This window comes from Roseomonas gilardii, assembly GCF_001941945.1.
GTDB lineage: Bacteria > Pseudomonadota > Alphaproteobacteria > Acetobacterales > Acetobacteraceae > Roseomonas.
In genome coordinates this window covers 282437-301579 of record NZ_CP015583.1, presented here as the reverse complement: position 1 = coordinate 301579, position 19143 = coordinate 282437, and the positions used below count along the sequence as shown (strand labels likewise).

The following is a 19143-nucleotide window of genomic DNA, read 5'->3' as shown; positions in this document are numbered from 1 at the left end:
CCCTCCCACCGGGAGGGCGGGGCAGGATTCAGAGGATGCCGCCCATGTTCGTCGCCATGAACCGTTTCAAGGTCGCCCCGGGCTCCGAGGCCGCCTTCGAGGAGGTGTGGAAGTCCCGCGACTCCCGCCTGCGCGAGGTGCCGGGCTTCGTGGAGTTCCACCTGCTGCGCGGTCCGGCGACCGAGGAGCATGTCCTCTACGCCTCGCACACGATCTGGCGCTCGCGGGAGGATTTCGAGAACTGGACCCGCTCGGAACAGTTTCGCGCCGCGCATCGCGATGCCGGGCAGACCAACACGCGCTCCCTCTATCTCGGCCCGCCGCAGTTCGAGGGCTTCGAGTCCGTGCAGGAGATCAAGGCCTAGCGCCGCACCGCTTCGGGGGAGGATGGGCTGCCTGGGGCGGCCTCGCCTCCCCCGGGGCCGTGCTCACGCCGGGGCTGCGCTCACGCCGGGGAAGGCCCTTCGCCTTCCCGTCCCGGCGGCGTGCAACGAGGGGCAGGGTGACGCATCGGAGGACCAACGCAAAGTCCTCAACATCTGGACCAAATAAGTACTGTTTAAAGACACATGCAAAAGACGGATGATCCGTCATCATTTTCTTGCTACCGGCCGGTTTTTCAAGCCGGATATTATGGTGGCGGGTTCAGGCGGCGGCGCGATGGGTCTATCCTTCCCGTCCAGGACACCGGCCTTCCCCGATGTCCCCCACGGACGGGAGATCGCCCCGCATGTCCGATGACGCACGGACCTCCGGACCCCTGCATCTGGACTTCGACGGCCATGCCATCGAGGCGATGCCCGGAACCTCGCTGCTGCAGGCCTGGACGGCCGCCGGGCTGTCGCTGACGGAGAATGTCGGCTGCATGGGCCAGGGTGTCTGCGGGGCCTGCCGCGTGCTGGTGCGCCGACCGGGACAGCGCCTGGCCGGCACCGCCCTGGCCTGCGAGATGCTGGCCGAGGAAGGGATGCAGGTCTCCTTCATCGACCATTTCCCGGCTCGCCGCCCGCATGCCTATGACCTGCACGCGCTGACCGACAGCTGGACCGCGATCGACCAGATCGACGCCGTCTTCCCCGAGGCCAAGCACTGCCGCCACTGCAACGGCTGCGACCGTGCCTGTCCCAAGGGGATCGAGGTGCAGCGCATGGTCAACCTCGCCGCCGTGGGGCAGGCCAATGCTGCCGCCGAGCTCTTCGACCACTGCGTGCTCTGCAACCTCTGCGTCGCCGCCTGCCCGGAGCATATCGACCCGGCGCATCTGGGCCAGTTCGTGCGGCGGATGAACGCCTCGCTGACGCTACGCCCCTCCGACCTGATCATGCGGCTGCACGAGATCGAGGACGGGCGGCAGCCGATCGACTTCGACGCGCCGGGCGCCAATCCGCCATCCAAGGGAGCCGCGTCATGAGCGCCGCCGGAATCCCCCATGCCCAGGCCCTCGCCGCTTGGCGCGCCGCCTCCCCCGCCCCGGCCCGGGCGCTGGACCTGCCGGTGCCGGAGTTGCTGACCGCCTATCATCCGGACCGCCAGCCGGGCGCCATGGTGACGCTGCGGGTCGGCGCCAGCGCCGGCCAGGAATGCCCGGCCATCCTGGCGGACCTGCTACAGGCGGATTCGCTGCTGGAGGATGTGGACATCGCCGGCGCCCCGATGCTGGACGCGGACGTGCTGGTGATCGGCGGCGGCGGCGCGGGCTGCGTCGCGGCGCTGACCGCCGCGCGCGCCGGGGCCCGCGTGCTGCTCGCCACCAAGCTACGCATCGGCGACAGCAACACGGTGATGGCGGAAGGCGGCATCCAGGCCGCGGTCGGCGCCGAGGACAGCCTGCAACGGCATTTCGAGGACACGCTGCGCGCCGGGCATTTCGCCGCCGACAAGGCGCTGGTGGCGGCGCTGGTCTCCGGCGGCCCGTCGGCGATCCGCTGGCTGATCCAGGAGGGGATGAGCTTCGACCTCACCGAGGGCAGCCAGCGCATGGGCGGCACGCTGCTGCGCAAGAAGCCCGGCGGCGCCACCGCCGCGCGGCTGCTCTCCTATCGCGACTTCACCGGGCTGGAGCTGATGCGGGCGCTGCGCGAGGCGACCCTGCTCCAGCCGGGGATCACCATCCTCGACCGCCATCCGGCGCTGGAGCTGCTGACGGACGACCGCGGCCGCTGCGCCGGGGCGGTGCTGCACGACTTCGCGCATGGTCGCCCGGTGCTGGCCCGCGCCGGGGCGGTGGTGCTGGCCACCGGCGGATCGGGGCGGCTGCACCTCGCGGGCTTCCCCACCTCCAACCACTACGGCGCCACGGCGGACGGGCTGGTGCTGGCCTATCGCCTTGGCGCCCCGCTGCGGGAGGTGAACAGCTTCCAGTACCACCCGACCGGCATCGCCTGGCCGCCGCACATGGAGGGCGCGCTGGTCAGCGAGGCGGCGCGTTCCTCGGGCGCCTTCCTGGTGAACGGCAAGGGCGAGCGCTTCGTGGACGAATTGCAGCCGCGCGACGTGGTGGCTTCCGCCATCCTGCGCGAGATCGCCGAGGGGCGCGGCGTGGAACGCGACGGCAAGGTGGGGCTCTTCCTCGACACGCCGACACTGGAGAAGGGCAAGCCGGGCATCCTGGAGAAGAGCCTCGTCACCCTGCGCCATCTCGCCCATCGCGGCGGCTTCGATCCGGCCGAGGAGCCCTTCCTGATCCGCCCGACGCTGCACTACCAGAACGGCGGCGTGGAGATCGATCCGGAAGGCCGCACCGCCGTCCCCGGCCTGCTCTGCGCGGGCGAGGTGACGGGCGGGCTGCACGGCCGCAACCGCATGATGGGCAATGCCCTGCTGGAGCTGGTGGTCTTCGGCCGCCATGCGGGTGCCGGGGCCGCCGCCGGGGCGCGGGCGGAACGGCCGCGCAATGTCGGGCTGACGCATCTCGCCGACTGGCGCCGCGCCCTGGTGGCGCAGGGCCTGCTGCTCGGCCGCAAGGCCCCGATGATCTTTCCGCCCTACGGCAATTTCGATGCCGTCACCGACCGGGGGATGGCCGCATGACCGCCGTTCTCACCGCCGAGGCGATCCGGGTCGGCCCGGACCTCGCCGCCTGGCTCAGGGCCGGCGGTGGCGAGGGGCTGGAACGCGCCCTCGCCGATCCCGCCGGCATCATTCCCGCGCTGGAGGCCGCCGGGCTGCGCGGCCTGGGCGGCGCCGGCTTCCCCACCCACCGCAAATGGGCCGCCGTGGCGGCGCAGCCGCCCTTTCCCGAAGGCGGCGGCAAGTGGATCATCTGCAACGGCAACGAGGACGAGCCGGGCACCTTCAAGGACCGCTTCCTGCTCTCCCGCACGCCGCACCAGGTGATCGAGGGTGCGCTGATTGGCGCCCTGGCGGTGAAGGCGAACCGGATCGCCCTCTACGTCAACCCGCGCGAGACCGCTTCCGTGAAGGCCCTGCGCGCTGCCGCCGATGCCTGGCGCGCGCATCCGCTGCTGGCCCGCGTCTCGGAATCCGTCGGCACCCCCATCCAGATGCGGGTGAGCGAAAGCGCCGGCCTCTATGTCGGCGGGGAGGAGACGGCGGCGGTGGCCAGCGTCATGGGCGGCTTCCCCTTCCCGTCGCTGAAGCCGCCCTTTCCGGCGGAGAAGGGCGTGGATGGCGCGCCGACGCTGCTGAACAATGTCGAGACCTTCGCCCATGTCCCCCATATCCTCCGCCACGGCGCGGCGTGGTACCGGGCGCTGGGCCTCGGCGAGGCGGCGGGCACCAAGCTCTACTCGCTGTCCGGCGACGTGCTGCGCCCGGGCCTGCACGAGCTGCCGATGGGCACCTCGCTGCGCGAGCTGGTCTTCCGCTGCGGCGGCGGCATGCTGGCCGGCAAGGCGTTCAAGGCGGTCTTCACCGGCGGCCCGTCCAACACGCTGCTGACCGACCGCGACCTCGACGTCGCGCTGGACTTCGACAGCCTGCGCGCCCGCGGCTCCCGCCTCGGCACCGGCGCCATGATCGTGGTGGGCGAGGGCACCAGCATCCTGCGCAAGACGGCGGAATACGTCGCCTTCTTCGCGGCGAATTCCTGCGGCCAGTGCTCCTCCTGCAAGATCGGCACGCACCAGGTCTCGCGCATCCTCGAACGCATCGAGGCCGGGGCCGGACGGCCCACCGACCTCGCGGCGCTGGAGAACCTGACGCGCCTGCTGCCCGGCTCCGGCCGCTGCGGACTGGTGGACGGCGCCGCCACGGTGCTGGCCAGCTCCCTCGCCACCTTCCGGAGCGAATACGAAAAGGCGCTCGGCCTGGGCTGAGCCGTCCTTGCGTTGCGCTTGATGGCCGCCCCCGGGGGCAAGGCGCCGCCTCGCCCCCGAGACCCCCACTCCGCCGGGGACCGAAGCCGGTCCCCGGACCCCGGGCGTTCGCTGGTTCCCGTGGCGGCCGTCAGTCCACGGTCCGGTCCTGGGAAGCAGGTGGAGGCGTGGGGCTCCTGAAAAAGAAAGACGCCTTGTCCGCGCTGGTGGCACCGGCAGTCCGCCGGAGAGCATGGCTCTCCGGCGCGATCCGACGCCGGCAGGTGCCAGCTCATCGGGTTCAGGGCCCGCAGGGTCCTGACGGATAGGGGGTCCGGGGCGAAAGGCGGAGCCTTTCCCCCGGGGACAGCGCGACGTCCGCCTCGCAGCGGTTCTCGCGGTTTTCCGGGCTGATCAGCCCGCTCGGTCCTGCCCGATCACCCGGCCTTCCGCCGGCACCAGCAGCCCGGCCTCCGACAGCGCCCGCGCCGCCGCCGCAACGGCCGGGAAGGGCTTGCCCGCGCGTTCCGCGATGTCCAGCAGCGAATGCGTGCCGTCGGCGAGGTTCAGCACCCAGAAGACGGTCATCTGGTCGAAGCGGGCGCGCGCGTCCTCCTGGTCATGCTGCCCGCCGATGGCCTTGTAGAGGCCGCGCCGGCCGAGCTGCGGCTCGCCATAGGGCTGGGTGTTCAGCGGGGTGTAATCCGCCTCCGCCATCGCCACGATGCGCTCCAGCGCCATCAGCGAATGCTCCAGCGATTCGGGCTTCACCAGCGCGGGGTTGTCGGCGGAGGTGTGGTATTCCGGAAAGGTGCCGTTGGGCGAGCGCATCAGGCAGCCGACCGGCAGGTTGAAGCCGGGCGAGCAGTACTGCCGTTCGTCATAGCCATAGGGGATGAAGGGCAGCACGCGCTCGGCGAAGCCTTCCTCGGCCAGCACATGCGTCGCGTAGCGATCCACCGGCGCATCGCCGCGGCGGGAGCGCTTGTAGGTCAGCCCGCCGGCATCGCCCAGGCAACTCAGCACCAGCCCGTGCCGGATCCGCCCGACCGTGTCGCGGTTGCGCGCCAGCCAGGTGATGGCGCCGATCGTGCCGGGCAGGAAGACGAAGCGCAGGCCCAGCTTCCGCCCGTTCCGCCGCTTCTGCGAATCCGCCAGCGCCATGGCCACGGCGATGGAGGCGAGGTTGTCGTTGGCCAGCGAGGGGTGGCAGCAATGGATGGAGAAGAGGAACTCCTCCTCGCTTTCGCCCGGCAGGAAGAGTTCGCCATAGCTGAGTGCGCCGGGTGCCAGGGCGGTGTCCACCACGACGCGATAGGCCTCGTCCCGCATCGCGTCGCGCTGGTTCTGCGAGAGGCAGAAGCCCCAGCTCCTTGCGTAGTAGCCGGTGCGGTAGGGAATGAGGTCCGGCTGGTCCGGCAGGCTGTGCAGATGGCGCTCCAGTTCCTCCCGCGGCATCACCCGGTCCACCGGCAGGCTGTACTGCACGAGATGCAGGTTGTTGTCGCGGAAATCCACCACGGTCTCGCCGTTCAGGCGCTCGATCCGGGCGCCCCGCACCGTCCACTCCTCCGGCACCTCCCAGTCCAGCACCGGGGTGCCGCTGGGCACCTCGTGAATTTCCAGCCCGATCCGGTCGGAGATGTAGCGCAGCGTCTGCCGCAGCCCTTCCCCGGTGATGCTCCGGCAGATCGGGAACAGCGCCTCCACATGTCCATGCAATTCCTGGCCCAGCCCGCTCATCGGAAAACCCTTCGCTTCATCTCAATATTGGTATAAAGACAATAAAATGATCTTCCAATCTACCAGGATCGATGGCCTCTGGGCCATTGTGATCGAGCGCCACCGCGACGAACGGGGCTCCTTCGGTCGCACCTTCTGCGAGAAGGAGTTCACCGAGCGCGGCCTCAATGGCCGCTTCGTGCAAAGCAGCACCTCCGTGACGCGGCGGGCCGGGACGCTGCGGGGGATGCACTACCAGCGGCCGCCCTATGAGGAGGTGAAGCTCGTGCGCTGTGTCCGCGGCACGATCTTCGACGTGGTGGCGGATGTCCGGCCCGATTCGCCCAGCTTCGGGGCGTGGCAGGGGTTCCGGCTGGGGCAGGACGAGGATCTGAGCCTCTACATCCCCACCGGCTGCGCCCATGGCTTCCTGACCCTGACCGACGATGTGGAAGTGACTTACAGCATGTCCACGCCCTTCGCGCCGGGCTTCGCGGACGGGTTCCGCTACGACGACCCGGTCTTCGCCATCGAATGGCCTGCCGCCCCCGGCCTGGTGGCGGAGAAGGACCTGGCCTGGGGCCCGTTCCAGGCAGGAGCCTGAGCCGCCATCGGCGGTGACGCCCGCAAGCGTCACCGTCACCCACCGCCCGCGCGGCGGCCGCCACCGTTCCCGGCTCCCCGTCCATGGCCGTTCCCGGGGGCTATCCAGGCCCGGCTTCGGCAGTGGTCCGGAACGGACTGGCGCCATCCGTCAGCCATCGAGCGAGAGAGCGCCGAGATGGAGCGCACGGGAAGAGGCCGGGACCGAAGCGCGAACCCGATGCCGTGGGCTGAGCCCTCTTTCGCGGCCGGATCCTGCCGTATGGCCTCCGCAACATCCTGCACCGGCATCCGCAAGGGACCACGAAGCATCCGCAGTTTTGTTTCTTATGAGAAACAAATAGACGTCCTCCGCTTCTTTTCCCTGTCCCACGATTCCTTTCGCACGAACCATTGCGGGCAAAGACGCCGGGGAGGGCCTTATTCAGAATGCCGGCATCCCCGCCCGCATCCGGGCGAGAGGGGTGTCCGCGTTCCTTCGAGAAAGGCTCTTCCATGACCTACTTCCCCACCACGTCCTTCTCCAACCCGTCCTCCTTCTCCAAGCCGCCGGTGCAGCACCAGCTGGTTTCCGCCCGCATGGAGGTCCAGGGCCTCAGCCCGGTCACCGCGGATGGCAGCCTGGTCCTGGACAAGGACTTCGCCGATATCCGCGTCCGGCTGGATGCCGAGGCCCGCACCTTCTGGTGCCGCCTGACGCCGCAGGGCCGTCCCTGCGTCTCCCCCGGCGTGCTGCGCGACCTGACCGAGATGCAGGCGGACGTCACCCGCTGGCTGGCCCAGGCCGGCGACGAGAAGCGCCCCTTCGACTATTTCGTCGTGGCCTCGGGCATTCCCGGCATCTTCAACATGGGCGGCGACCTGAAGCTCTTCGCCGAGGCGGTGCGCAAGGAGCAGCGGGTGCTGCTGCAGCACTACGCACATCGCTGCATCGACGTGGTGTACAACAACCTCGTCAGCTACAGCGCCCCGGTGGTGACCATCGCGCTGGTGCAGGGCGATGCGCTGGGCGGCGGCTTCGAGACGGCGCTGTCCTGCAACCTGATCGCGGCGGAGCGGGGCACCAAGTTCGGCCTGCCGGAAGTGCTGTTCAACCTCTTCCCCGGCATGGGCGCCTACAGCCTGATCGCCCGCCGCATCGGCGCCGTGCAGGCCGAGCGCATGATCCTGAGCGGCCGCATCTACACCGCCGAGGAGCTGCATGAGCTGGGCCTGGTGGACATGCTGCTGACCCCGGGCCAGGGCGACGAGGAACTGCGCCAGTACATCGCCGGGCAGGGCCGCCGGCACAACGCGATGCAGGCGGTGTTCCGCGCCCGCCACATCGCCGCGCCGGTGACGCTGAAGGAGCTGCGCGACATCGTCGATGTCTGGGTGGACGCGGCGATGCGCCTGTCGCCGGCGGACCTGCGCAAGATGGAGCGCCTCGCCGCGGCGCAGGAGCGCCGGACCAGCCGCGACCGGGGGATCGGCATCGCGGCCGAGTGACGGCCCTGCCCAAGCCCCACGGCACCGGGCGGAGGAAGGACCGGCGGGGGAGGCCCTCCCCGGCGGCTCCGATCCTTCGGCATGGCAGCCGACACGAGGCTTGCGGCGGGGTCAGTCCCGCCGGGTCACCAGCACCGGCGGCAGGGCCTGGCGCCGCAGCAGCGCCGCCCGCACCGCCTCGAATTCGGCGACGAGCCGCGCCGCCATCTCCGCGCCGTTCCGGCGCACCGCTTCGTCGCTGGCGAACTGCCAGTCGCGGCAGAGCTCCGGCAGGACCAGCGCGCCGACATTGGCCGCGCTGCTGCGCAGGGCATGCACCCGGTCCCGGAATGTCGCGCCGTCCTCCAGCCGGACGGCCTTCTGCACCTCCTCCAGATGGGCGGCCGCTTCCGTGAGGAAGGAGGCGACCACGTCCGCGACGAAGGCGGCGCCGCCCAGCGTTTCCAGATTGTCCAGCATCGTCTCGTCGAGCAGCGCCTGGCCAGCCGCGTCCGGCGCCCCCGTATCATGCGGCGCAAGATGGGACGGGACCGGCGCGGGTGGCGGCTCGGGCCGCGGATTCTCATAGACGGTCCAGGGCGGCATGGCCGTGGCGGGTCGGGACGGCTGCTCGTCCGGCGGCGGGACCACCGCCAGGGGGGTGGCCGGGCGCCGGACCGGTGCGGCCGAAGGTGGTTTGCCGGCCAGGAGGCGCTCCACGAGGTCCAGCAGGGTTTCCAGGTCGATCGGCTTGGTCAGGCAGGCATCCATGCCCGCCTCCAGCGCCTTCTCCCTTGCCTGGCTGGTGGCGTCGGCGGTCAGGGCGACGATGGGCAAATGCGGCTGGCCGAGCGAGGCCATGCGGTAGAGCTTGGTCGCCTCCAGCCCACCCATGACCGGCATGTTCACATCCATCACCACGAGGTCGAAGCTGTCCCGTTCCAGCAGGTCCAGCGCCTCCTCGCCATTGCCGGCCAGGGTAACGGCGTGGCCGCCGGTTTCCAGCATCCGCGACAGCACCTTCTGGTTCACCCGGTTGTCGTCCACCACCAGGATGTGCCGGCCGGCCGTACGCCCGCCGGGCAGCCTCCTCTCCTCCTCGCTCTCCGCCCGCCAGAGCGTGTGGGCGGCGCGCAGCACGGGCGGCAGTTCCGCCTCCAGGCGCCGTGCCGACAGGATGGCCAGCGCCCCGAAGCGCCGCGCCGGTTCCGGGAGCCCGGGCAACGTATCGGGGCGGATCAGCAGGACGGGCAGGCGCGCCGCCTCCGGCGGCAGGTCCGGCAAAGCAGGCGGCCCCGGTTCCTCCTCCATCCGCTCCGCGGCGGCGGGCTCCTCGCCCAGCAGGATCAGCATCCGCGGCCCCTCGCCCGCCGGGGCCGGCGCGGCGAGGAGGCGGCGGGCCTCGTCGCGGTCCCGCGCCGGGGCGAGGTGCAGCCCGGCCGGTCCCGCCACGCGTTCCAGGGCCGGCAGCAGGCTGGCGTCGCGCACCAGCACCACGGCGGGCCAGGGAGCGGGCGCGGGAAGCTCCCCGGCGGCGGCAGGCTCCATGGGCAGGATGAGCCAGAGCGTGCTGCCGCGGCCAAGGCGGCTGCGCACCCCGATGTCGCCCCCCTGCGCCCGGACCAGGCGGCGGGAGATGGACAGGCCCAGCCCCGTGCCGCCGAAGTCGTTGGCGATCCGCTCATGGGCCTGGGTAAAGCTCTCGAAGATGCGTTCCTGGGCCTCCGGCGCGATGCCGATGCCGGTGTCCGACACCTCCAGCCGCAGCAGGATGCCCTCCGCCTGTTCCTGCATGTCCAGCGCCAGGACCACCCCGCCCTGCTGGGTGAACTTCACCGCGTTGCCGGCCAGGTTCAGCAGCACCTCCCCCAAGCGCCGCCGGTCGCCGCGCAGCAGGCCGGTGCTGCGCGGCGTGACGTGGAAGCCGAGGCGGAGGTCCTTTTCCAGCGCCTGGGCGGTGACCAGCCGCGCCGCGTCGCGCAGCACCGCCACCGGGTCGAAGACCACCTGCTCGAAGGCGATGCGGCCCGCATCCAGGCGCGACAGGTTCAGCAGGTCGTCGATCAGCGAGATCAGGGCGCGCGCGGAGGTCTGGACCGTCCCCGTCATCTCCCGCTGTTCCGGCTGCAGCGGCGTGCGGCGCAGCAGGTCGTTCATGCCGATGATGGCGGTGACGGGCGTACGCAGTTCGTGGCTGACGCTGGCCAGGAAGAGGCTCTTCGCCTGGCTGGCCTGTTCCGCCTGGTCGCGCGCCAGGGACAGCTTGCGGATCAGCATCGCGGCATAGCCGGGCAGCACGATCAGGCCCGCCAGCAGGCCCAGCGCCAGCGGGTAGTTGGCCTGCCAGTAGGGCGAGACATGGATGATGGTACCGAAGGCCAGGATGGACAGGCCCGCCGCGACGCCGAGATAGGCGATGCCGAAGCGGAAGCCGTTGCCGAAGATCACCCAGAGATAGAGCGGGTAGAGTGCGGCCACATAGACACCACCGGTGAGCAGCCCGCCCGAAAGGATGCCGAGATCCAGCACGATGCCCGCGAGGCGCCGCAGCACGGAGACGCCGGGGCGGATCACCAGGTGCCCGAAGATCAGCATGGTCGCGATGGCGAAGGCGGCGCAGAGCCGCCGCGCTTCCTCCAGCGAGGCGTCGGAAGGCACCACCAGGAAGAAGTACACCAACGCGCCCAGGGCGATCGCCACCCGGTTCAGGGCGATCTCGTGTTCCTTGTCAGGACGGCGGCGGAGCCGGGCAGCGATCCAGCGCAGAGGTGAGACCACGGGTACGATCCAGAACCTGGGAGAGCCGGGGAAACCCTCCTCCCGGCACGGTTATAGCCCCGGCGGACAGGGCGGGGCGACCGTGGCACGGATTGTCGTTGCGATACGATTATGAAATATTCAGCCAGGGGTTGTCGCGAAGGTCAAACTGCCCTTCGCGAATCTTCCTTCCAAATCAATAACAAGTCACTCATGAGGCGAAAGTGCCACTTGCGCCTTGAGGCCGAGGCGACAAAGGCAAAACACAACCGCAAGTCGGTGGATGAGGCACACCACGGTATCCGCCGGGGTCCTCCCCTGCGCGGATGCCATGCTGCGTCCAGATTCAAGGAAGGCCATGCGGCCCGCCGGCAGCGGGCCGGGAAGGATTCGGCCTTGCGCCCGCCGCCGTCCGGGATCAGTGCGCCTCGGCCCAGGAATGGCCTGTCCCGACCTCCACGGAGAGGGGGACATGCAGGGTCGCCACGCCCTCCATCACCTCCCGCACCAGCTTCGCCGTCGCCTCGACCTCGCCCTCCGGCACCTCGAAGAGCAGTTCGTCGTGCACCTGCAGCAGCATCCGCGCCGAAAGCCCGGCCTCGCGCAGCGCCAGCGGCATGCGGACCATGGCGCGCTTGATGATCTCCGCAGCACCTCCCTGGAAGGGGGCGTTGATCGCCTGCCGCTCGGCATTGGCGCGGATCTGCGCCTGCTTGACGGTGATGTCGGGAATCCAGAGCGCCCGGCCGAAGGAGGTACGGACGAAGCCGTGGATGCGGGCCTCCTCCTTGATCGCCTCCATCGCGTCGCGGATGCCCGGATACTGCGCGAAATAGGCGTCGATGATGCCGCGCGCCTCGCCCGGGGAGATGCCCAGCCGTGGCCCCAGGCCGAAGGCCGAGATGCCGTAGATGATGCCGAAATTCACCGTCTTGGCGCGGCGGCGCAGCTCGCGGTCCACCGGCGCCCCGTCCGGCAGGCGGAAGATCTCCCGCGCCGTGCGGGTGTGGATGTCCTCGCCCTTGCTGAAGGCCTCGCGCAGCGTCGGCACGTCGGCCATATGGGCCAGCAGCCGCAGCTCGATCTGCGAATAGTCCGCGGCCAGCAGCACATGCCCCGGCTCCGCCACGAAGGCGCGGCGGATCTTCGCGCCTTCTTCCGTGCGGATGGGAATGTTCTGCAGGTTGGGCTCGGTGGAGGACAGCCGGCCGGTGGAGGTGATGGCCATGCTGAAATCCGTATGGACCCGGCCATCGGCGGCGATCTGCGCCTGCAGCCCTTCCACATAGGTGGATTTCAGCTTGGAGAGCTGCCGCCAGTCCAGCACCTTGCGCGGCAGCTCGTGGCCCTGCGCCGCCAATTCCTCCAGCACGAAGACATCGGTGGAATAGGCGCCGGTCTTGCCCTTGCGGCCACCCGGCAGGCCCATCTCGCCGAACAGGATCTCGCCGAGCTGCTTGGGGGAACCGACGTTGAAGGCACGGCCGGCGAGGCCGTGGATCTCCGTCTCCAGCGCCGCCATGCGTTGGGAGAAATCCTCGCCGATCCGCGCCAGCTCCTCGCCATCCACCTTGATGCCGGCGGTTTCCATGTCGCGCAGCACGGCGATCATGCGGCGCTCGACCTGCTCATAGAGGGCCAGGGCCTTGCGCTCGCGCAGCAGCGGCTTCAGCGCCAGCCAGAGGCGCAGCGTGACATCCGCATCCTCGGCGGCATAGGCGGCGGCCTGCTCCAGCGGCACCTGGGCGAAGGGCTTGCGCGCCCGGCCGGTGCCGGTCACCTCGTCATAGGTGATCGGCTGGTGCGCGAGGTGGCGGCGCGACAGCTCGTCCATCCCATGCCCGTGCCGCCCGGCATCGAGGCTGTAGGAGAGCAGCATGGTGTCGTCCACCGGATCGACGGCGAGGCCGCCATTCTCCGGCCGCGCCAGCACCTCGGTGTCGTATTTCGCGTTGTGCAGCACCTTCAGCGTGCCAGGCTCGGCCAGCAGCGGGCGCAGCAGGGCGATCGCCTCGTCGAAGGGCACCTGCTGCGGCGCCGGCTGCAACAGGTCGCCCGAGGCATGGCGCAGCGGCAGATAGGCCGCCTGGCCGGGCGCCACGGCGAGGCAGATGCCCACGAGGTTGGCCGCCAGCGCGTCCAGGCTGTCCGTCTCCGTGTCCACCGCCACCACCCCGGCCTCACGCGCCCGCGCGATCCAGCGCTCCAGCGTGGCGAGGTCGGCAATGGTCTCGTAGGGGCCGAAGGGCGCGGCCTCGGCCGGCACCGCCAGCGGCTCCGCCGTCACGGGGGCCTCCAGCGCGGCCGGCGGGCGGCGGACGCCGCTATCGCGCAGGCCGTCCTGGCTCAGCCCCAGCCGGTGCTGGAGCGAGCGGAAGCCGTTGCGCTCCAGGAAGCCGCTCAGCCGCGCCGGCTCGGGCGGCCGGGTCGCGAATTCCTCCACCGGATGCGGCAGGGGGGCGTTGCGGTCCAGCTCCACCAGCCGGCGGCTGATGCGGGCATTCTCCGCATTCTCCTCCAGCGTCTGGCGGCGCTTGGGCTGCTTGATCTCGGACAGGCGGGAAAGCAGCGTCTCCACGTCGCCATAGGTCTCGATGAGCTGGGCGGCGGTCTTCACGCCGATGCCCGGCACGCCCGGCACGTTGTCGGTGGGGTCGCCGGCCAGGGCCTGGACCTCGACCACCTTCTCCGGCGGCACGCCGAACTTCTCCATCACCTCGGCGGCGCGGATCGGCTTCTGCTTGATCGGGTCCAGCAGCTCGACCCGATCCTCCACGAGCTGCATCAGGTCCTTGTCGGAGGAGACGATCGTCACCCGCCCGCCATCCCGCGCGAAGGCGACGGCATAGGAGGCGATCATGTCGTCCGCCTCGTAGCCCTGCTGCTCCACGCAGGCGACGCCGAAGGCCGCCGTGGCCTCGCGGATCATCTTGAACTGGGGCACCAGCTCCGGCGGCGGCTCGGGCCGGTGCGCCTTGTAGTCGGGGTAGATCTCGTTGCGGAAGGTGCTGCGGGAGGCGTCGAAGACCACAGCGATGTGGCTGCCCACATGCCGGGACAGGAAATTCGACAGCATGCCGGAGAAGCCGAAGACGGCGTTCACCGGCACGCCTTCCGGATTGGTCATCGGCGGCAGGGCGTGGAAGGCGCGGAAGATGTAGCCCGACCCGTCCACCAGGATCAGGTGCCGCTCGCCCGGCGGGGTAGCGGGCACGTCGCCCACGGCCCCCGGCATGTTGGTGACGGCGGCCGTGGCCGCTTCCTGCTCCGGACCCGTGCTGTCACGGGAGGTCCCGGAGGGCGCATCCTCGGTCATCGCCGCCCCTTTCCGAATTTCTGCCAGCGGCCTCAGTGGTGGCCGTCATCCCCCGCGCCCTCGGCCAGCACATAGGTGCGCGAGCAATAGGGGCAGGTGACCTCCCGGTCCTCGATCCGCATGTAGATGGTGGGATGCCCCAGCGCGCCCTTGCCGCCGTCGCAGGCCACCACCCGGCTCTCCACCGTGATCTTGTCCACCGGCGTCACGCCGGGAACGATATGAGGGGTATAGCCGGTGTAGCTGCTGTCGCGCATCGGATCGCTCGCCTGCAGGAAGATGGGAGCCCCTAGATAGGCCCTCCGCGCCCTCCGGGCCAGGGTGGGAGGCCAAGGCAGGGGATCAGGGCTTTGCCGTTGCGGCCGGCCAGGGAAGGCTTTGCCTTCCCCGGACCCCATCCACCAGGACCCTGAGGGTCCTGGACCTCCCCTTCGCTGGCTCTCGCTGCCACCGGCGCGGAGATGGAACCGGCCGGTCCGCCTGTCCCCGGGGGTTCGGGCCACAGGCCGACCTTGCCGCTCGCATCAACTCAAGGCGGGGTCTGGGGAGATACCATCTCCCCAGCGATGGGGGACCGGGGGAGGCGGAGCCTCCGCCCGGGGGCATCCGCCGGAAACCCCGCTTCAGGCCTGCTTCATCTCGATCAGCGAGCGCCGGACCTTGCGGCCGCGCTGGATGCGGTCCTCGATGAACCCCGCCTCGCCCCAGCGCACGGCGCGGCCCAGGGCCTGGGAATCCTCGGTGAAGCGCGCCAGCATCTCCAGCAGCGCCTCGCGGTTGTTCAGGAAGATGTCGCGCCACATGGCCACGTCGCTGGCGGCGATTCGGGTGAAGTCGCGGAAGCCCGAGGCGGCGAAACGCAGGATGTTGTCCTGCGTCTCCTGCGCCAGATCGTCGGCGGTGGAGCAGATGGTGAAGGCGATCAGGTGCGGCAGGTGGGAAACGATGGCCACCACCTTGTCGTGCTTGGCGGCGTCCATCACCTCCAGCGTCGAGCCCGCGCGGCGCCACATCTCCGCGACCTTCTCCACGGCGGCCGGGTCGCTGCCCGGCGGCGGCGTCAGGATCACCCAGCGCCCCTGGAACAGCGCCGCGAAGCCGGCATCGGGGCCGGAGAACTCGGTGCCCGCCATGGGATGCCCCGGCACCAGGTGCACGCCCTCCGGCAGCAGGGGCAGCAGGTCACGCAGCACGCTGCTCTTGGTGCTGCCGACATCGCTCAGCACGCTGCCCGGGGCGAGATGCGGCGCGATCACCGACATCACCCCGTGATAGGCGCCCACGGGGACGCAGAGGACCACCGCGTCGCAGCCTTCCACCGCGCGCACCGGGTTGGGCTCCACCGTATCGGCGAAGCCCAGCTCCCGCACCCGTTCGATCACCGGGGCGGAGCTGTCATGCACCACCAGATGCGCGGCGATGTCGCCTCGTTCCCGGACCAGCCGGGCCAGGGAGGAGCCGATCAGCCCCGCGCCGATGATGCAGAGGCGGCGGAAGAGAGGCCTGCTCATCCGCGCGCGAAGCCGGTGAGCGCTTCGATCACCATCTCGCATTCCTCGGCATTGCCGATGGTGACGCGGAGGTAGCGCGGCAGGCCATAGCCGCCCATGGCGCGCACGATCAGCCCGCGCGCGCGCAGATGCGCATCGGCGGCCTTGGCGCGCTCGGGGCTGCCGAAATCCACCAGCACGAAATTGGTCTCGCTCGGCAGCACCGGCAGGCCGACCGCCCCGAGCGCCACGCCGAGCTTCGCGCGCCATTCGCTGTTGTGCGCGACGTTCTTCCCGATCCAGCCCGGCTCGGCCAGGGCGGCGATGCCGGCGGCGGCGGCGGCGGCGTTCACGTTGAACGGCCCACGCACCCGGCCCAGCACATCGACGATGGCGGGCGAGGCATAGGCCCAACCCAGGCGCATGCCGCCCAGCCCGTAGATCTTGCTGAAGGTGCGCAGCATCACCGTGTTGTCGCTGGCATCCACCACCTTTGCGCCGGCGTCGTAGCCCGGCGCGGTGACGTATTCCGCATAGGCGGAATCCAGCGCCAGCAGGATGTCGCCGCGCAGGCCCGCGCGCAGGCGCTCGACCTCGCTCTGCGGCAGCAGCGTGCCGGTCGGGTTGTTCGGGTTGGTGAGGAAGACCAGCTTCGTGCGCGGCCCGACCGCGGCCAGCATGGCATCCACATCGGCGGTCAGCTCGCGCTCCGGCACCTTGATGACGCGGCAGCCGGCCCAGAGCCCGGTCAGCTCGTACATCTGGAAGCCGTAGGCGGACATGACGAGCTCGGTGCCCTCGCCGCCATAGGCCATGATCAGCAGCGCGATCAGCTCGTCCGATCCGTTGCCGCAGACGATGCGCGCCGGGTCCAGCCCATGCGCCGCGCCGATCGCCTCGCGCAGCGCCTTCGCCCCGCCATCCGGATAGCGGTGCGCCTCGGTCGCCATCGCCCGGATCGCCTCGACCGCGCCGGGCGGCGGGCCGAAGGCGCCCTCGTTGGAGGACAGCTTCACGATGCGGTTCACGCCCGGGATCTTGGACTCGCCGCCGACATAGGGCTCGACGGCGAGGATGGAGGGGCGGGGCATCACAGTCATGGCAGGCTCTCCGGCTCGGCATAGGCGCCGAGCAGATCGGCGCGAAGGTTCTTCAGGCGAGGGTCGCCGGGGGTGAGGAACCCCTCGATCTCGGCCAGGGCGCAGCCCTCCGCCCCCCTGTCGGCCGCGCGCGCGGCGCCCGTCTCGTGCGGGTGCGGCAGGTCGCGGAAGGGGATCAGCCGCAGCACCTTCAGCCCCGCCGCCGACAGGGCGGCGGCGAGCGCGTCGCGCGACATGTCCGGCGCATGGGCGAGGCGCAGCAGCGAACGGTCGCGCCCGGTGGGTTCCGGCGCCATGGCGGCGACCACCAGCGCCTGCGGCCGCTGCCCCAGTGGGGCGAGGAAAGGCAGCGCGGCCACCACGTGCAATCGCGGCGCCTCCAGCCGCAGCCACCAGGCGGCCTCGGCCAGATCGCCGTCATCGGGCATCGGCAGGATGGCGAGGTTGGCCTCTCCGACGGACAGCGCGGCGAGGACCCGGCCCGGCGTGGCATGCAGGCGCAGCGCGCTGCCCTCGCCGAAATGCGCGCGGGCCAGGGCGGACAGTGGGGCCTCGTCCGGATTCCCGCGTTGCGGCTGCAGCACCGCGAGGGAGAGCGGCCCCTGCTGCGAGAGCGAGGCGGCGATGATCTCTCGCCAGATCCGGACCATCGTGCCGGCCGGAAGGGGAGGATGGTGGCGGGCCAGGAGGCGGCGCAGGATCCCGGCCTCGCGGCCCGGGCGATAGGGGAAGCTGTCGTTCTTCACCCGGCTGGCGGCCATGCGGGCGGAAAGCGCCGCCCGGCGCATCAGCAGGTCGTGCACCGCGTCGTCGATCGAATCGATCTCGGCACGCAGCGACGCCAGGTCGGGCGATGACAGATCGGGCGACGGCAGGTCGGTCATGATATCCGGCGAACCCATAATGCCCTCCTTGCCCCGCGCCAAGGCGAAGGGAAAGAGCAGGCCGGGCCGGATTCGCGCCGGCCAAGCGGATTCGCGGGGCTGCCCCTCGCCGGGCGGGACGGAACGTATCACGCCCCTGCCGCCGCGGGGGAAGCCGCGTTCCCTGCCGGGGTGGGAGGGATGGCCGCCGCCAGGAGCCAAGGCGGACCCATCGGGAAGAGGCCCGCCCCCGGTATCAACGCCGTGCCATCAGGGGCCCGGATTCGTGGCCTCCGCCATGGCGGCCCGGAGCGGGGCCAGGAGCGCCTCCACGCGCTGCGTTTCCGGGACGAGATCGTGGCGTTCCAGAGGGGTGCGCTGCCGCAGCACGGGGCTGACGGCGGCCACGGCCTCCCAGGCCCGGCCGAAGCCGGGCTGCGCCAGGAGGGCCGCCAGGGCCGGGCCTTCCAGCCCGAATCCGGCGGCTTCGGCCGCGACAGCATCCGGCGGGGCACGGAACAGCCGCCGTGCCAGTGCCCGCAGACGGTAGCGCCGGGCGGCATCGAGGGCCGGTTCCAGCCGTCCCTCGATGGGGGCGTCGGTGGCATCGATCAGGAAGCGCATCGTATCAGCCATGCCCCCCTGGGCACGGCCATGGAGGCGGCAGGACACCTCCACCACCGCTTCCGGCGCATGGCGCAGGCGCGCGTCGATCCGCCGCAGCGCGTCGCAGAAGGCCCGGTCCTCGCCCAGGGCCTGCGAGGGCAGACCGCCGGCGCGGCGATAGGCGGCCAGGGTCACCGCCATGCTGGCCCCCGATTCGCAGTCATGCCGGGGCCAGGGATCGGCCGGGTCGGGGTCCAGCCGTGCCGCCAGCTCCACCAGAAGGGCGTCGTAGCGCTCCTCCTCCGCGCTGCGCTGGCGCAGGGCGGCGGGAAGGGCGCGTTCGTGCTCCTCCGGGTCCACGGTGATCAGGCCCAGCACCGCATCGGCCCCGGCCTCCAGCGCCAGGAGATTGCGCGCCACCCAGTCCCGCGCCGGGCGGCCATCCGCATCCGTGGTCAGCAGCACGGCGCCGGGCACGGCATCCCGCTCCAGCCAGAGGGCGGCGGCCTCCATGGCGCGGCGGCGTGCCTCGCCGGCATGGGCCAGTTCGGGCGGCAGGCCTTCCTCCAGCACCAGCAGCGGGAAAGGCAGGCGCCCCGCCATGTCCCGCGCCAGGGCGACGGTGCCGTCCCGGCTGTTGTTGACCAGCAGGACCACGCCGAAGCGACCGGGGGGCATCGGGGTGCCTTCGGGCATGGCCTGCGCGGCCAGGGCGGCGAGGCAGACGGGGATGGCCTCCGCCTCGTCCCGGGCGGGGATGGCGACCAGGGCGGGAGGGGGCGGACCGGGCGGAAGGCGAAGCCGCAGGCTCTCGCGGAAGGCGGGCAAGGATCGGTCCCTGACAATGGCGGGCGCTGAACGCTCGGATTTTCCGGTGCGTTTCATGACCGATGCGACAGGCCCCGCAAAGCGCCTTTCCATATATGTTTCCGGGGAGGCGCTTCCCGGAGGGATCGCCCGGAC

14 protein-coding genes are annotated in these 19143 nt (G+C 71.0%); 6 read left to right on the top strand and 8 right to left on the bottom strand.

Going from position 1 to position 19143, the window contains the following annotated elements:
* Positions 1-44: 44 nt before the first annotated feature.
* The 4 genes from hmuQ (at position 45) to RGI145_RS01335 (ending at position 4277) form a co-directional block, all read left to right on the top strand.
* Positions 45-365: a heme-degrading protein HmuQ gene (hmuQ, locus tag RGI145_RS01350; RefSeq protein WP_019462387.1), complete on the top strand. Its 321-nt coding sequence runs from the start codon at positions 45-47 to the stop codon at positions 363-365.
* Positions 366-730: 365 nt separating this feature from the next.
* Positions 731-1411, top strand: a complete 681-nt coding sequence (locus RGI145_RS01345; RefSeq protein ID WP_075796914.1) for a 4Fe-4S dicluster domain-containing protein — start codon at positions 731-733, stop codon at positions 1409-1411.
* A complete protein-coding gene (locus RGI145_RS01340; protein WP_075796913.1) occupies positions 1408-3030 on the top strand; it encodes an FAD-dependent oxidoreductase in 1623 nt (540 codons plus the stop codon). Before RGI145_RS01345 ends, RGI145_RS01340 begins: the two co-directional genes overlap by 4 nt.
* Positions 3027-4277 (top strand): complex I 51 kDa subunit family protein, encoded by a 1251-nt coding sequence (locus RGI145_RS01335; protein ID WP_075796912.1) that lies wholly within the window; start codon positions 3027-3029, stop codon positions 4275-4277. Before RGI145_RS01340 ends, RGI145_RS01335 begins: the two co-directional genes overlap by 4 nt.
* 393 nt (positions 4278-4670) lie before the next feature.
* Here the strand turns inward: RGI145_RS01335 and RGI145_RS01330 are convergent, their stop codons facing one another.
* Positions 4671-5999, bottom strand: coding sequence for a DUF4910 domain-containing protein (locus RGI145_RS01330; protein ID WP_075796911.1), 1329 nt, complete (start codon positions 5997-5999; stop codon positions 4671-4673).
* A gap of 46 nt (positions 6000-6045) precedes the next feature.
* Between RGI145_RS01330 and RGI145_RS01325 the strand changes: the two genes are divergently transcribed.
* Together RGI145_RS01325 and RGI145_RS01320 are read left to right on the top strand one after the other, a co-directional pair.
* A complete protein-coding gene (locus RGI145_RS01325) occupies positions 6046-6582 on the top strand; it encodes a dTDP-4-dehydrorhamnose 3,5-epimerase family protein (RefSeq protein ID WP_075796910.1) in 537 nt (178 codons plus the stop codon).
* A gap of 494 nt (positions 6583-7076) precedes the next feature.
* A complete protein-coding gene (locus RGI145_RS01320; RefSeq protein WP_075796909.1) occupies positions 7077-8069 on the top strand; it encodes a crotonase/enoyl-CoA hydratase family protein in 993 nt (330 codons plus the stop codon).
* Positions 8070-8180: 111 nt separating this feature from the next.
* Here the strand turns inward: RGI145_RS01320 and RGI145_RS01315 are convergent, their stop codons facing one another.
* The 7 genes from RGI145_RS01315 to RGI145_RS01285 all read right to left on the bottom strand — a co-directional run bounded on the left by RGI145_RS01315 (position 8181) and on the right by RGI145_RS01285 (position 19008).
* Positions 8181-10826, bottom strand: coding sequence for a hybrid sensor histidine kinase/response regulator (locus RGI145_RS01315; protein ID WP_237183161.1), 2646 nt, complete (start codon positions 10824-10826; stop codon positions 8181-8183).
* A gap of 397 nt (positions 10827-11223) precedes the next feature.
* Entirely contained in the window at positions 11224-14121 is a 2898-nt protein-coding gene (gene polA, locus RGI145_RS01310; protein ID WP_418314490.1) for a DNA polymerase I, read from the bottom strand.
* A 32-nt stretch (positions 14122-14153) separates the two neighbouring features.
* Positions 14154-14378 carry a zinc-finger domain-containing protein gene (locus RGI145_RS01305; protein ID WP_019460968.1) on the bottom strand — a complete coding sequence of 75 codons (225 nt, stop codon included), beginning with the start codon at positions 14376-14378 and terminating at the stop codon, positions 14154-14156.
* A gap of 366 nt (positions 14379-14744) precedes the next feature.
* Complete coding sequence (locus RGI145_RS01300; protein WP_075796908.1) at positions 14745-15632, bottom strand: prephenate/arogenate dehydrogenase family protein; 888 nt, start codon at positions 15630-15632, stop codon at positions 14745-14747.
* Entirely contained in the window at positions 15629-16711 is a 1083-nt protein-coding gene (gene hisC / locus RGI145_RS01295) for a histidinol-phosphate transaminase (RefSeq protein ID WP_075796907.1), read from the bottom strand. The genes RGI145_RS01300 and hisC overlap by 4 nt, the downstream gene beginning before the upstream one ends.
* Positions 16708-17613, bottom strand: a complete 906-nt coding sequence (locus RGI145_RS01290) for a chorismate mutase (RefSeq protein ID WP_083670262.1) — start codon at positions 17611-17613, stop codon at positions 16708-16710. The genes hisC and RGI145_RS01290 overlap by 4 nt, the downstream gene beginning before the upstream one ends.
* 231 nt (positions 17614-17844) lie before the next feature.
* Positions 17845-19008 carry a glycosyltransferase family 2 protein gene (locus RGI145_RS01285; RefSeq protein ID WP_167668217.1) on the bottom strand — a complete coding sequence of 388 codons (1164 nt, stop codon included), beginning with the start codon at positions 19006-19008 and terminating at the stop codon, positions 17845-17847.
* Between the last annotated feature and the right edge of the window lie 135 nt (positions 19009-19143).